The organism is Lentzea chajnantorensis, assembly GCF_054300775.1.
Genome location: NZ_JBSDZT010000002.1, coordinates 7,693,708 through 7,706,700, shown reverse-complemented (window position 1 = coordinate 7,706,700; position 12,993 = coordinate 7,693,708). Strand labels below are relative to the sequence as shown.

Sequence of the window (12,993 nt, the reverse complement as noted above, 5' to 3'; positions counted from 1 at the left end):
GGGCATCTTCCCAGGTACTCTGGGCGGGTGAGCACCCAGACTCTCCCCGAGGTCGACGTACGGCCGGATGAGACCGACCAGTCCTCGGACGACGCCCCGAAGATGTTCCACTACGTGCGCAAGGCGAAGATCGCCGAGAGCGCCGTGATGGGCACCCACGTGGTCGCACTGTGCGGCGAGGTCTTCCCGGTCACGCGGTCGCCGAAGCCCGGCTCGCCGGTGTGCCCGGACTGCAAGAAGATCTACGAGAACCTGCCCGAGGGCGGCGGCGAGGAGTAGCCCTCCTGTCCTGCGACGCGAGCCCCGGCGCCTGCTGCTCAGGCGCCGGGGCTCGCGTGCGTCGCGGACCTGTCAGGGGCCGCTGGTGCGTTCGCGTTCCTGCTTGACGGCCTGGACCGGTAACGGTGTCGTGAGCTGCGTGTCGGCGGGAGAGGGCGCGGTGTGGGCGGTCTGCTCCGGCCTGGCCGGCCGGGGCCGCGCGGCCTCCTCGCGGATGCGCGACGCGGCGCGTTCCAGCTCCAGGCGGCGCCACCGGCGGCGCTGGCGGCGGGTCATCTTCGCGGGCCACATGTCCTGGATGGCGCTGTTGAAGTACGCGCCGATCGTGATCGCCAGGCCGATGAAGAACACGAACAGCAGGAACGCGATCGGCGTCGCCAGCGCGCCGTAGGTGTAGCCGGTGGTGGTGATCCACTGGATGTACAGGCGCAGGCCGATCGACGACAGGATGAACACCGCCATCGCGAGGACCGCGCCGGGCAGCACCCGGTGCCACGGCAGCTTCCGCGGCAGGGCGAGCTTGTAGAGCATCGACAGCGACAGCACGAGCAGCAGCCCCACACCGGGGTAGTAGAAGCGGCTCACCCACGTCTCGACGTAGGGCTGCCACGACGCCGGGAACAGCTGCGGCAGGATTTCCGGGCCCAGCGCCAGCACCGGCAGGCCGACCACCAGCGCGACCAGCGACACCATGTACAGCAGCAGGGCGAACAGGCGCTGCCACAGTTCGTTGCGCACGCCGTACTGGCCGTGCGCGACCGTGATCGCGTCCACGAACGACGACATCGCCGAAGACCCCGCCCACAGCGAGATCAGGAAGCCGATGGAGACGATCTCGCCCTTGCCGGTGCTCAGGATCTCGGTGACCGTCGGCTGGATCACCCCGTTCACCACGTCCCCGCTGAAGATCGTCCGGGTGAACCCGATGATCCTGTCCTGGACGGCGCTCACGACCGCGGAGCCGAACCAGTCGCCGAGGTAACCCATGGCGCCCAGCACTCCGAGCAGCAGCGGGGGGAACGAGAGCGTCTGCCAGAACGCGGCCTCGGCGGCTTCTGAGAAGATGTTTCCCTGCCACGCCTTCGACAGCGTGCGCGCCAGTAGACGCAGCGGCGTCTTGCGGCCGGACCTGCGTGCGTCGTTGTCGGTAGGCGAACCCATCGCAAGGTCAAGCATGGTGCATGTGGCCACGTTTCGCGGCATCGGCGTCCGGAACAGGTAGGGTCGGGGTGCCCTCGGCGACGGCCTGCCTGAGGGCAGTTTTGTGTCGAAACCACGTTCGACCTGCGCAAACGAGGAGAAACACGTCTGTGACAGCGACAGCGACAGCGACAGCAGCAATGCGACCGCTGCGGGCATGGCAACGCCGCGCGCTGACCAAGTACCTGGCGGCGAAGCCCCAGGACTTCCTCGCCGTCGCCACGCCCGGTGCGGGGAAGACGACCTTCGGCCTCCGGGTGGCGGCCGAGCTGCTCGCCGACCGCACGATCGAGGCCGTCACGATCGTCACGCCCACCGAGCACCTCAAGCACCAGTGGGCGAAGTCCGCGGCCGAGCAGGGCATCGCGATCGACTCGAACTTCCGCAACACCAACGCGATCACCTCCCGCGACTACCACGGTGTCGCGGTCACGTACGCCCAGGTCGCCGCGCACCCGTCGCTGCACCGGGTGCGCACGGAGAACCGCAAGACGCTCGTGCTGCTCGACGAGATCCACCACGGCGGTGACGCGAAGTCGTGGGGTGACGCGATCCGCGAGGCGTTCACGCCCGCCGTGCGCCGGCTGTGCCTGACCGGCACGCCGTTCCGCTCCGACGACTCGCCGATCCCGTTCGTGCAGTACGAGGAGGGCGCGGGCGGGTTCAAGACCTCGAAGGCCGACCACACCTACGGCTACTCCGACGCGCTGCGCGACGGCGTCGTCCGGCCCGTGCTCTTCATGGCGTACTCGGGTGAGGCGTCGTGGCGGACCAGCGCGGGCGAGGAGTTCACGGCACGGCTGGGCGAACCGCTCACCCAGGAGCAGACCGCGCGGGCCTGGCGCACCGCGCTGGACCCGGCCGGCGACTGGATGGCCTCCGTGCTGCGCGCCGCCGACCAGCGGCTCACGCAGAAGCGCGAGAACGGCATCCCCGACGCCGCCGGCCTGGTGATCGCGACCGACCAGGAGACGGCGAAGGCCTACGCGCAGGTGCTCCTGCGCGTGACCGGCCACACCGCGACCGTCGTCCTCTCCGACGACCCGAAGGCCTCCGGCAAGATCGCCGAGTTCGCCGCGACGAACGAACGCTGGATGATCGCCGTCCGCATGGTGTCCGAGGGCGTCGACGTCCCGCGGCTCGCGGTCGGCGTGTACGCCACGTCGTCGTCGACCCCGCTGTTCTTCGCGCAGGCCGTCGGACGCTTCGTGCGCGCCCGCAAACCCGGCGAGACCGCGTCGGTGTTCCTGCCCTCGGTGCCGGTCCTGCTGCAGCTCGCGGCCGAGCTGGAGGCCCAGCGCGACCACGTCCTGGGCAAGCCGCACCGGGAGAAGGACGGCTGGGACGACGAGCTGCTCGCCGACGCGAACCAGACCAAGGACGAACCCGGCGAGGAGGAACGCGCCTTCACCGCGCTGGGCACCACCGCCGAGCTCGACCAGGTCATCTACGACGGTTCGTCGTTCGGCACGGCGGCGTTCGCGGGCTCGCAGGAGGAGCAGGAGTACCTCGGCCTGCCGGGGCTGCTGGAGCCCGACCAGGTGCGCACGCTCCTGTTGCAACGCCAGGAGGAGCAGCTCGCGTCAGCGGCCAAGCGCCCCAAGGCGGAAGCCCCGGTGCGGGAGGTGCGGACGGCCAGCGTCCAGGAACGGCTCGCCTCACTGCGCAAGGAGCTCAACACCCTCGTCGCCATGCACCACCACCGCACGAAGAAGCCGCACGGCAAGATCCACAACCAGCTGCGCGAGTACTGCGGTGGCCCGGTGACGGCGATGGCGAGCATCGAGCAGCTCGAAGAGCGGATCGCGACGCTCCGCTCCTGGTGAGCGCCGATATATCGGATATGGCACATCGCTGATCAGGCGATATGCCATATCCGGTATCCAGTATGCGATATCCCGTATGCGATATATCGCTCAAGCTCGGACGACGGCGACCGCGAGCGTGCTGTAGCTCGCGGTGAAGCCACCACCCATGGCGTCGATCGCGTTGCTGACGGCGTCGATGACGACGTCGACCTTGTCGCGGGCGAGCGGCGTGAGCGAGCCCGTGGTGAGCATGAGGTCGAGGTAGCTGCCGGTCGTGTAGCTGTGCTCCCAGTCGGCACGCCACTGCTCGGCACCGCTGAACTCGCCGGTGGCCAGGAACGCGTCGGCGGTCCGGGTGCAGCCAGCCGCGTAGCTCTGCAGCGCCTGCTCGGCCGTGGTGCTGAGCTGGAACGGTGCGTCGGGCACGACGCGCCGGTACGCATCGGCGAAGGCCTGGGCAACCGGGTCCGGCGGCGTGAACACGTGCCACAGCGCGACGAACAACCCACCGGGCCGCAGCACCCGCGCGACCTGAGCGGGGCCGGCCGCGGGATCGACCCAGTGCCACGACTGGGCCGCGACGACGGCGTCGACCGTGCGGCCGGCCGGGTCCCAGCTCTCGAACGCCGCCGTCTCGACGATCACACCGGTGCCGCGGGCGAACTCGGCCATCCGCTCGTCGGGCTCGACGCCGAGCACGGTGCAGCCCGCGTCCCGCAGCTGCCGGGCGGCGATGCCCGTGCCGCAGCCGACGTCGAGCACGCGCGGACCGGTGCTGAGGCCTGGGTCGGAGCCGGTGTCGGGGCCATGGCCGGAGTCCGTGTCGGGATTCGCGCCGGAGCCAGTGGCGTAGCCCAGGCCGGAGTCTGTGTTGGGCCCGCGTTCGGAGGTTGCGCCGGAGCCCATGTCGAGACTGTGGCCGGAGCCCGTGTCGGAACCCCGGCCGGAACTCGCGTCGGGAACCCGGCTGGAGCCCATGGCGGAACTGCGGCCGGAACTCGTGTCGGGAACCCGGCCCAAGCCTGCGTCGAGACCCTGGCCCGAGCCCGTGTCGGAACTCGCGCTGGGGCTCCGGCCCGAGCCCGTGTCAGGACCGCGTCCGATGCGGGCGATCCGGTCGACCATCTCGGCGGGGTAGGGCGGGCGAGCGCGGTCGTAGCGGTCGGCGTCCGAGCCGAAGCTCTGCGACCACCCGGCTAGAGTGGGCATGTGCCCACCGTAGTGGGCATGCGCCCACTTGTGAACCGAGCGAGGGTGGAGGCGCGAGCCGTGCCGACCGGGGTGCATCTGCGTGACGTGCGGGAACAGCTGTTCGGTGCGGCCGAGCAAGTGCTGCGCGAGGGCGGGCCCAGCGCGTTGACCAGCCGCGCGGTCACGGAGACCGCGGGCGTCGCCAAAGGTGTGTTGCACCGGCACTTCGCGGACTTCGACGCGTTCCTCGCCGCGTTCGTCGTGGACCGCGCGACCAGGACGGAACGACGGCTCGCGGAGCTGACCGCGGGTGAGGGGACGGTCGTCGGCAACCTGGCCGAGGCCGTCGAGGCGGTCTTCACGTCCGTCGCCGTGTCGGTGGTCGCGCTGATCACCTTCCGGGACGAGTTGCGCGCCCGGCTGCGTGACACCTGGCCCGCCGGGGTGCCGGTGCTGACCGAGGCGGTCGAGCTGATCGCGGCCTACCTCGCCGCGGAACAGCGGCTCGGCCGGGTCGAGGCCGGCGTCGAGGTCGACGGGCTGGCGCCGATGCTCATCGGCAGCGCCCACCTGTTGTTCGCCGACCGGCAGGCGCGGCCGGACGCGGAGAGCGTTCGACAGCTGGTTCGACGGGTCGTTCGACCGGCCGTCGATTCCTCGGCCGACAACTGATATCCGATATATCAGTACTGGTTGCAGTAGTGCCTTGGTAACGCTCTCACAACGCTCGGTAGCTAAATTGCGGCAGAGTTACCGCATCGTGACGACTTAATCGATGCAGTGTGGTTCCGGTCACGCGTATGTCGGGCATACGTTGTGCGCCACAACATTCTCTGTGACACAGCGCAGTGAAAGGGATGGCGGATGCGCAGCAAGACTCTCGCTTCCATCGCCGTTACCGCGGGCCTCGCCCTGGCGGTCTCGGCGTGCGGCGCCAACACGTCCTCCGGCACCGGGGGAAGCACCGAAACGAACTCTGGCAGCGGCAGTGGCGCGAAGGTCGGCGTGATCCTTCCTGAGACCGCCTCCTCCGCACGCTGGGAGGGCTTCGACAAGCCGCTCCTCAAGGCCGCTCTGGAGAAGGAGGGGCTCGTCCCCGACATCCAGAACGCCCAGGGCGACGTCCAGAAGTTCAGCACCCTCGCCGACGGCATGATCAACGCCGGCGTCAAGGTCCTGATCATCGCCACGCCCAACAGCGAGGTCGGCGCCTCCGTCGCCAAGAAGGCGCAGGCCCAGGGCATCCAGGTCATCGACTACGACCGCCTGAACACCGGTGGCTCCTCGTCCTACTACGTGTCGTTCGACAACGTGAAGGTCGGCGAGCTGCAGGGCCAGGGCCTCGCGGACGCGCTGAAGGCCGCGCCGCAGGGCGCGAACGTCATCGAGGTCGAGGGCGCGCCGACGGACAACAACGCGACCCTGTTCCACGAGGGGCAGCAGAAGGTCCTCAAGCCGCTCTACGAGTCCGGCAAGCTCAAGCTCGTGCAGTCCCAGCCGATCGACAACTGGGACAACCAGAAGGGTGGCCAGGTCTTCGAGCAGATCCTGACCTCCAACGGCGGCAAGGTGGACGGCGTCGTCGCCGCGAACGACGGCCTCGCCGGCGCGGTGATCACGGTCCTCAAGAAGGTCGGCCTGAACGGCAAGGTCCCGGTCACCGGTCAGGACGCCACCCCGGACGGTCTGCAGGCCGTGCTCCGCGGTGACCAGTACATGACCGTCTTCAAGCCGATCAAGGACGAGGCCGAGGCCGCCGCCAAGCTGGCCGCCGCCCTCGCCAAGGGCGACACGGCCGCCGCCGACGCCCTCGCGACCGGCACGACGAAGGACGGCAAGGCCAACCGCGACGTCAAGTCCGTGCTGCTCACCGCTCAGCTGATCACCAAGGACAAGGTCAAGTCCGTGGTCGACGCGGGCTTCGTCAAGGCCTCGGAGATCTGCGTGGCCGACACCCAGGCCGCCTGCACCGAGCTCGGCATCAAGTAGTAGGACCGCTTGCGTCCAGGCGGGGTGCGGACTGCGCACCCCGCCTCGGCGCGTGGTAACTCCGGAGGAACCCCCAGTGAGCGAGCCGATTCTCGAGCTGCGCGGCATCAACAAGAGCTTCGGTCCCGTGCACGTCCTGCACGACATCGACCTCGTCGTGAACCCCGGCGAGGTCACCGCCCTCGTCGGCGACAACGGCGCGGGCAAGTCGACGCTGGTCAAGTGCATTGCGGGCATCCACCCGACGGACTCGGGTGAGGTCCTTTTCAACGGCGAACCGGTGCACATCAAGGGCCCGCGCGACGCCGCAGAGCTCGGAATCGAGGTCGTCTACCAGGACCTCGCGCTGGCCGACAACCTCGACATCGTCCAGAACATGTTCCTCGGCCGCGAGCGCACCAAGGGCGGTCTGCTCGACGAGACCGACATGGAGCAGGCGGCGCGCAAGACGCTGGCGTCGCTGTCGGTGCGCACGGTGAAGTCGGTGCGCACGCAGGTCTCGTCGCTGTCCGGTGGTCAGCGCCAGACCGTGGCGATCGCCAAGGCCGTGCTGTGGAACAGCAAGGTCGTGCTGCTCGACGAACCCACCGCCGCACTCGGCGTCGCGCAGACGCGCCAGGTGCTCGACCTGGTCCGCCGGCTCGCCGAGCAGGGCCTGGGCGTCGTCCTGATCAGCCACAACATGAACGACGTCTTCGAGGTCGCCGACCGCATCGCGTGCCTGTACCTGGGCCGCATGGCCGCCGTCGTGGGGTCCAAGGACGTCACGCACGGCCAGGTGGTCGAGCTGATCACCGCCGGACGTTCCGGTGACCTGGGCATCGCCCGCCCCGAGGCGGCGACGATCTGATGAGTTCCGAAGAGGCCAGCATGACCGACACCACCGAAACGCACGAGGCGGAGACCGCCCAGCAGGGCGCGATCTCCGACTTCGGCATCGACACGACCTCCATGTCCACCGGCGAAGCGGTGCGCGACTACTGGGCCAGGGTCCGCGGCGGCGAGCTCGGCTCGCTCCCCGCGCTCCTCGGGCTCGTGGTGCTGCTCATCGTGTTCAGCTCGCTGTCCGACACGTTCTTCACCCTGGGCAACCTCGCCAACCTGCTCCAGCAGGGCGCCAGCATCACCATCATCGCGATGGGCCTGGTGTTCGTGCTGCTGCTCGGCGAGATCGACCTGTCGGCCGGTACCGCGTCCGGTGTGACCGCTGCGGTGATGGCGCTGCACCTGATCCACAACGGCAACCTGCTCGGCGGCATGGGCGACACGGTGTTCTACGTGTTCTGCGGCCTGCTGGTGCTGGCGATCGTGCTCGCCGTGGTGATGAAGATCTGGGCGGGCGCCGCGCTGTCGGCCATCGCACTGGTGATCGCCGCCGTCGGCGTTCCCGCGAACGCCTGGCTGGAGATGCTGCTCGCCGTCTGCGTCGGCGCGGCCATCGGCTGCATCACCGGCTTCCTGGTCGCGAAGGTCGGCATCCCGTCGTTCGTCGTGACCCTGGCGCTGTTCCTCGTCTGGGGCGGTGTCGTGCTGCAGCTCATCGGCCAGGGCGGCACGCTCGGCCTGCGGGACGACACGATCTTCAACGTCGCCAACGGCAACCTCAACTTCGTCGGCTCGTGGGTGCTGTTCGTCGTCGCCGTCGGCGGCTACGCGGCGGTCGTGCTCACCCGGCACTTCTCCCGCCTGCGCCGGGGCCTCGTGGCCCAGCCGACCACGCTGGTGCTGGCCAAGATCGGTGCCCTCGCGGTGCTGGCCGCCGTCATCACCTACGCGCTCTCGCTCAACCGCGCGCCGAGCAACCTCGTCGTCATCGAGGGTGTGCCGTACGTGGTGCCGCTGGTGCTCGTGCTGCTGGTGATCGGCACCTTCGTGCTCGACCGCACCTCCTACGGCCGCCACGTCTACGCCGTGGGTGGCAACAAGGAAGCCGCGCGCCGTGCCGGCATCAACGTCGAGCGGATCCGGATGAGCGTCTTCGTGATCGCCTCCTCCGCCGCCGCGATCGGCGCGATCGTGTACTCGTCGAAGGTCGGCTCGGTCGACCCGAACGCCGGTGGCGGCAACACGCTGCTGCTGTCGGTCGGCGCGGCCGTCATCGGTGGCACGTCGCTGTTCGGTGGCAAGGGCCGTCTGCGCGACGCCGTCATCGGTGGCGCCGTGCTCGCGATCATCCAGAACGGCATGGGCCTGCTCAAGCAGCCCGCCGCGGTCGTGTTCATCGTGACCGGTCTGGTCCTGCTGCTCGCCGCGAGCGTCGACGCCCTGTCCCGACGCCGAGCGGCGAACTCGGCTCGCTGACGCGGTGACTGGACCCACGTCCGGCACCCGTCCCGACGAGATCCGCAGGCACAACAGGACGGCGCTGCTGCGCCGCCTGCACGTCGACGGACCGTCCACCAGGGCGTCGCTCGCGGCCGAGCTCGGGCTCAACCGCAGCACGATCAAGGCACTGGTGGACGGTCTCGCCGAAGCCGGCGTGGTCGCCGAACGCGTGCCCGCTCTGCGCAGCGGAGCGGGCCGCCCGTCCCTGCTCGTCCTGCCCCAGCCGCACGCGGCGGTCGTGATCGCGATCGACGTGCGCGTGGAGCACGTGGCGATGGGGTTCGTCGGCCTCGGTGGGGAGATCCTCGGGCGGGACAGCTGGAACCTGCACCGGACGCGTGATCCGGGTGAGGTCATCACGCACATCGTCGACTCGGCGCGCCTCATGGCCGACGACCTCGACGCCACCGCCGTCGGAGTGGGCGTCTCGGTGCCCGGAGTCGTGCGGCGTGCCGACGGGCACGTGCACGAGGCACCGAACCTGCACTGGACGGACGTGGCCCTCGGCACACGCCTGGAGGCGGTGCTGAAGGTGCCCGTCCAGGTCGGCAACGACGCGGAGCTCGGCGCGCTCGCGGAGCACGTGCGCGGCGCGGCGCAGCAGTCCTCGGACATGGTCTACATCTCCGCCGACGTGGGCGTCGGCGGCGGCGTCATCCTGTCGGGGCAGCCGTTGCGCGGCACCGGCGGCTACGTCGGCGAGCTGGGGCACATGGTGGTCAACCCGCGCGGGCGGCAGTGCTACTGCGGCTGCACCGGCTGCTGGGAGACCGAGGTCGGGGAACCGGCGCTGTGCCGGGCACTCGGCCTGCCCGACGACGCCCCGCGCGGCGCTGTCGTCGCGGCGCTGCGGGCACTCGACGACCCGTCCGTGCTCGACGAGTTCGCCGACTGGCTCGCACTGGGGCTCGCGAACATCGTCAACGTCCTCGGCCCGGAGATGGTCGTGCTGGGCGACCTCTACACGGCGCTGCCGGCGTCGGTGGTCGACGGGGTCAGCGCGGCCGTGCAGCGGCGCAGCCTCGTCTCCAGGGCCGTCGGCGGCACCCAGGTCGTCACGTCCCCGCTGGGCAGGGACGCGAAGCTCGTCGGCGCAGCGGAGCTGGCCTTCGAACCGGTGCTCGACACCATCTGACCGCTGGGGGGAGACCACCCGCGGAAGCGAAGGGGCCGGAGATCCAGTGGATCTCCGGCCCGAGCGGCTAGGTGGGGTGGAAGTCAGCCCTGCTGAATCTCAGCAGCGAGTTCGCGCAACTTCTCACTGTGCGCGCGAGCGTGGTGCCCGCAGAACAGCAGCTCGCCCCCGGACGGGAGCAAGGCGCGAACCTGGGCAGCAGCCCCGCAGCGGTCGCAGCGGTCGGCAGCGGTCAACTCGGGGCGGGTGAGTGCTGCAGTCATGATGAATCTCCCTCCGTCCCAGCAACGAAACGTTGTGTTCCGGTGCCCTCTTACCAAGCTGCGACCACAGCGCCCCTGGCTTGGTGCGCGTGCTCGCTGGCTCCACTCTGACAGACGTTTTGGCGATAGTCAGTGTTCCCGTGTGCGTGGCGACTCGCGTCACTCCGGGATTTACCCGCTTGACGCAGGCTCACACCTGGGTTTGCCACCGGTTCACCGGCTTGACAGGTACCCACAGCAACCGAAAACGTGCTGGTGGAGCAGCCCTTCAGGGCCGTTCGGTCGGTTGCGTGCAACCGGGAGTGTGATATCGGTTGCTCTTGTCCGCCCGCAGCGAACAGGTCACGAACGTCCCACGATTCGGACGCGAAACCGTGATCAAAACGCCCTCGCAAGCACCTGACTTGGAAGCACGACGGCCCCGCACCGAACCGGTGCGGGGCCGTCGTGCGTATGTCCTTGTAAGACGCTGTCCTAGTCGAGGTAGTCGCGCAGGACCTGCGACCGCGACGGGTGCCGCAGCTTCGACATCGTCTTCGACTCGATCTGCCGGATGCGTTCCCGCGTGACGCCGTAGACCTGGCCGATCTCGTCGAGCGTGCGCGGCTGGCCGTCGGTGAGGCCGAAGCGCAGCCGGACGACGCCCGCCTCGCGCTCGGACAGCGTCGCGAGCACGGACTGCAGCTGGTCCTGCAGCAACGTGAACGAGACGGCGTCCACGGCGACGACGGCTTCCGAGTCCTCGATGAAGTCACCGAGCTGGCTGTCGCCCTCGTCACCGATCGTCTGGTCCAGCGAGATGGGCTCACGCGCGTACTGCTGGATCTCCAGCACCTTCTCCGGCGTGATGTCCATTTCCTTGGCGCAGCTCTTCGGGAGTGGGCTCGCGGCCCAGGTCCTGCAGCAGCTCGCGCTGGATGCGACCCAGCTTGTTGATGACCTCGACCATGTGCACCGGGATGCGGATGGTGCGGGCCTGGTCGGCCATCGCGCGGGTGATCGCCTGGCGGATCCACCACGTGGCGTACGTGGAGAACTTGTAGCCCTTGGTGTAGTCGAACTTCTCGACCGCGCGGATCAGGCCCAGGTTGCCCTCCTGGATCAGGTCCAGGAACGCCATGCCGCGGCCGGTGTAGCGCTTGGCCAGCGACACGACGAGGCGGAGGTTCGCCTCGAGCAGGTGGTTCTTGGCGCGCTCGCCGTCGCGGACGATCCAGCGCAGGTCGCGGCGCAGCTGCGGCGTGAGCTTCTCGGCCTCCTCCTCGGAGCGGCGCACGCGTTCGGCGGCGTAGAGACCGGCCTCGATGCGCTTGGCCAGCTCGACCTCCTCCTCGGCGTTGAGGAGGGCGACCTTGCCGATCTGCTTGAGGTAGGCGCGGACCGAGTCGGCCGAGGCGGTGAGCTCCGCGTCCTTGCGCGCCTGGCGCAGGGCCTCGGACTCCTCCTCGTCCCAGACGAAGTCGCCCTCGCTCTTGGGGTCCTCGGCCTCTTCCGGCTCGTCGGCGATCGGCTCGTCGACCAGCTCGACGTCCTCCAGGTCGCCTTCGCCGGGAGCGCCTTCCACGTCCTCCGGCTCGTCGCCCTCGCCGGCCTTCTTCGGCCCGCCCTTGGCGGCGGCGTCCTTGGCCCCTGCCTTGCGCGGAGCGCGGGTGGTCTTGGCGCCGGCGGCCTTGGCTGCGGGCTTCTTGGCTGCCGCAGCGGTCGTCTTGCGCTTCGTCGTCTCCTCGGCCTCGCCGGCCGCGGTCGACTTGGTGGTCTTGGCGGCGCTCGCGGCGGAGCTGGAGCGTCGGGTTGCGGTTTCTGCGGCTGCCACGTACGCCCTTTCGCGACGGTCGTTCAAGGCTGACCAGAGGGCGCGAAACCTCGGTCGCCAGAGTTCAGGGGATCTCCCCGCCGATCTTGACTGGCGGGTGTGCGTTCCATTGTAACGACGTCCGTGACGCGGTGTTGCGCCCCGAGGCTGTTCGAGGCGCTCCCACCTGCGTTCTCGCAGCTAGATCCAGTCGAGAGGAACGGACACGTTTCGGTGTCGGTTACCCGCTACGGCCGGGCGCCGTGCGCCGCGGCCCACGCGACACCGACGATGCCCGCGTCGTTCTTCAGCGCGGCCGCGACGACCTCCGTGCGCACCTTGAGCAACGGCAGCCACTTGTGCGCCTTCTTGCTCACGCCGCCGCCCGCGATGACGAGGTCCGGCCAGATGAGGTCCTCCAGCACGTTGACGTACCGGCTGACCCTGGGCGTCCACTCCTCCCAGGACAGCTCCTTCTCCTCCTTGACCGACGCCGCCGCGCGCTTCTCCGCGTCGTGCCCGTCGACCTGGAGGTGGCCGAACTCGGTGTTCGGGACGAGCTTGCCGTCCAGGAACACCGCGCTGCCGATGCCCGTGCCGAACGTCAGCAGCACCACGGTCCCGAGCCTGTCCACACCCGCGCCGTACGACATCTCCGCGATGCCGGCGGCGTCCGCGTCGTTCATCACGACGATGTCCTCGGGCTTGCGGCCCAGGCGTTCGGCGAACAACGACGCCGCGTCGCAGCCGATCCAGCCCTTGTCCACGTTCGCGGCGCTGTGCGCGACGCCGTGCTTGACGACGCACGGCAGCGTCACGCCGACCGGTCCGTCCCACTGGAACTTCTCGACGATCTCGGCGACGACGTCCGCCACCGCGTCGGGAGTCGAGGGCTGGGGCGTGGGGATCCGCATCCGTTCGCCGTCCAGTGAGCCGGTTTCGAGATCGACCAGCCCGCCCTTGATGCCGGAGCCGCCGATGTCCACACCGAACCCGCGGGTGATGCCCATC

11 protein-coding genes and 1 pseudogene are annotated in these 12,993 nt (G+C 69.5%); 7 read left to right on the top strand and 5 right to left on the bottom strand.

From position 1 onward, the window contains the following. The first annotated feature begins 27 nt into the window (after nt 1-27). Entirely contained in the window at nt 28-279 is a 252-nt protein-coding gene (locus ACVDFE_RS36775) for a DUF3039 domain-containing protein (protein ID WP_360398327.1), read from the top strand. A 72-nt stretch (nt 280-351) separates the two neighbouring features. Here the strand turns inward: ACVDFE_RS36775 and ACVDFE_RS36770 are convergent, their stop codons facing one another. After that, complete coding sequence (locus ACVDFE_RS36770) at nt 352-1,440, bottom strand: YihY/virulence factor BrkB family protein (RefSeq protein ID WP_458433676.1); 1,089 nt, start codon at nt 1,438-1,440, stop codon at nt 352-354. Between the two features lie 179 nt (nt 1,441-1,619). Here ACVDFE_RS36770 and ACVDFE_RS36765 point away from each other — a divergent pair, with 179 nt between their 5' ends. Then, nucleotides 1,620-3,305 carry a DEAD/DEAH box helicase gene (locus ACVDFE_RS36765; protein WP_458433675.1) on the top strand — a complete coding sequence of 562 codons (1,686 nt, stop codon included), beginning with the start codon at nt 1,620-1,622 and terminating at the stop codon, nt 3,303-3,305. Between the two features lie 90 nt (nt 3,306-3,395). On the opposite strand, the gene ACVDFE_RS36760 is transcribed toward ACVDFE_RS36765, so the two are convergent. Next, entirely contained in the window at nt 3,396-4,193 is a 798-nt protein-coding gene (locus tag ACVDFE_RS36760; protein WP_458433674.1) for a class I SAM-dependent methyltransferase, read from the bottom strand. Between the two features lie 363 nt (nt 4,194-4,556). On the opposite strand from ACVDFE_RS36760, the gene ACVDFE_RS36755 reads away from it, so the two are divergent. From ACVDFE_RS36755 to ACVDFE_RS36735, 5 genes are all read left to right on the top strand, one after another. Next, nucleotides 4,557-5,150 (top strand): TetR/AcrR family transcriptional regulator, encoded by a 594-nt coding sequence (locus tag ACVDFE_RS36755; protein ID WP_458434459.1) that lies wholly within the window; start codon nt 4,557-4,559, stop codon nt 5,148-5,150. Between the two features lie 192 nt (nt 5,151-5,342). Beyond that, complete coding sequence (locus tag ACVDFE_RS36750) at nt 5,343-6,467, top strand: sugar ABC transporter substrate-binding protein (protein ID WP_360398319.1); 1,125 nt, start codon at nt 5,343-5,345, stop codon at nt 6,465-6,467. A 76-nt stretch (nt 6,468-6,543) separates the two neighbouring features. Beyond that, a complete protein-coding gene (locus ACVDFE_RS36745) occupies nt 6,544-7,317 on the top strand; it encodes an ATP-binding cassette domain-containing protein (protein ID WP_053738513.1) in 774 nt (257 codons plus the stop codon). Between the two features lie 20 nt (nt 7,318-7,337). Further along, entirely contained in the window at nt 7,338-8,768 is a 1,431-nt protein-coding gene (locus ACVDFE_RS36740) for a sugar ABC transporter permease (RefSeq protein ID WP_360398318.1), read from the top strand. Between the two features lie 4 nt (nt 8,769-8,772). After that, nucleotides 8,773-9,927 (top strand): ROK family protein, encoded by a 1,155-nt coding sequence (locus ACVDFE_RS36735; RefSeq protein ID WP_360398316.1) that lies wholly within the window; start codon nt 8,773-8,775, stop codon nt 9,925-9,927. 83 nt (nt 9,928-10,010) lie between these two features. Here ACVDFE_RS36735 and ACVDFE_RS36730 read toward each other — a convergent pair whose 3' ends face one another. The 3 genes and pseudogenes from ACVDFE_RS36730 to ppgK all read right to left on the bottom strand — a co-directional run bounded on the left by ACVDFE_RS36730 (nt 10,011) and on the right by ppgK (nt 12,992). Next, entirely contained in the window at nt 10,011-10,190 is a 180-nt protein-coding gene (locus ACVDFE_RS36730) for a DUF7455 domain-containing protein (protein ID WP_231642793.1), read from the bottom strand. A gap of 474 nt (nt 10,191-10,664) precedes the next feature. Then, nucleotides 10,665-12,003 (bottom strand): annotated as a pseudogene (locus ACVDFE_RS36725) (RNA polymerase sigma factor). Nucleotides 12,004-12,230: 227 nt separating this feature from the next. Continuing rightward, nucleotides 12,231-12,992 (bottom strand): polyphosphate--glucose phosphotransferase, encoded by a 762-nt coding sequence (gene ppgK, locus ACVDFE_RS36720; protein ID WP_360398312.1) that lies wholly within the window; start codon nt 12,990-12,992, stop codon nt 12,231-12,233. Nucleotide 12,993 lies beyond the last annotated feature (1 nt).

Bases quoted from the DNA above. Each gene is read 5' to 3' on its own strand.
- ACVDFE_RS36770 (WP_458433676.1), bottom strand. From the start codon at position 1,440: ATGGGTTCGCCTACCGACAACGACGCACGCAGGTCCGGCCGCAAGACG.
- ACVDFE_RS36740 (WP_360398318.1), top strand. From the start codon at position 7,338: ATGACCGACACCACCGAAACGCACGAGGCGGAGACCGCCCAGCAGGGC.
- ppgK (WP_360398312.1), bottom strand. From the start codon at position 12,992: ATGGGCATCACCCGCGGGTTCGGTGTGGACATCGGCGGCTCCGGCATC.
- ACVDFE_RS36760 (WP_458433674.1), bottom strand. From the start codon at position 4,193: ATGGGCTCCGGCGCAACCTCCGAACGCGGGCCCAACACAGACTCCGGC.
- ACVDFE_RS36750 (WP_360398319.1), top strand. From the start codon at position 5,343: ATGCGCAGCAAGACTCTCGCTTCCATCGCCGTTACCGCGGGCCTCGCC.
- ACVDFE_RS36765 (WP_458433675.1), top strand. From the start codon at position 1,620: ATGCGACCGCTGCGGGCATGGCAACGCCGCGCGCTGACCAAGTACCTG.
- ACVDFE_RS36730 (WP_231642793.1), bottom strand. From the start codon at position 10,190: ATGACTGCAGCACTCACCCGCCCCGAGTTGACCGCTGCCGACCGCTGC.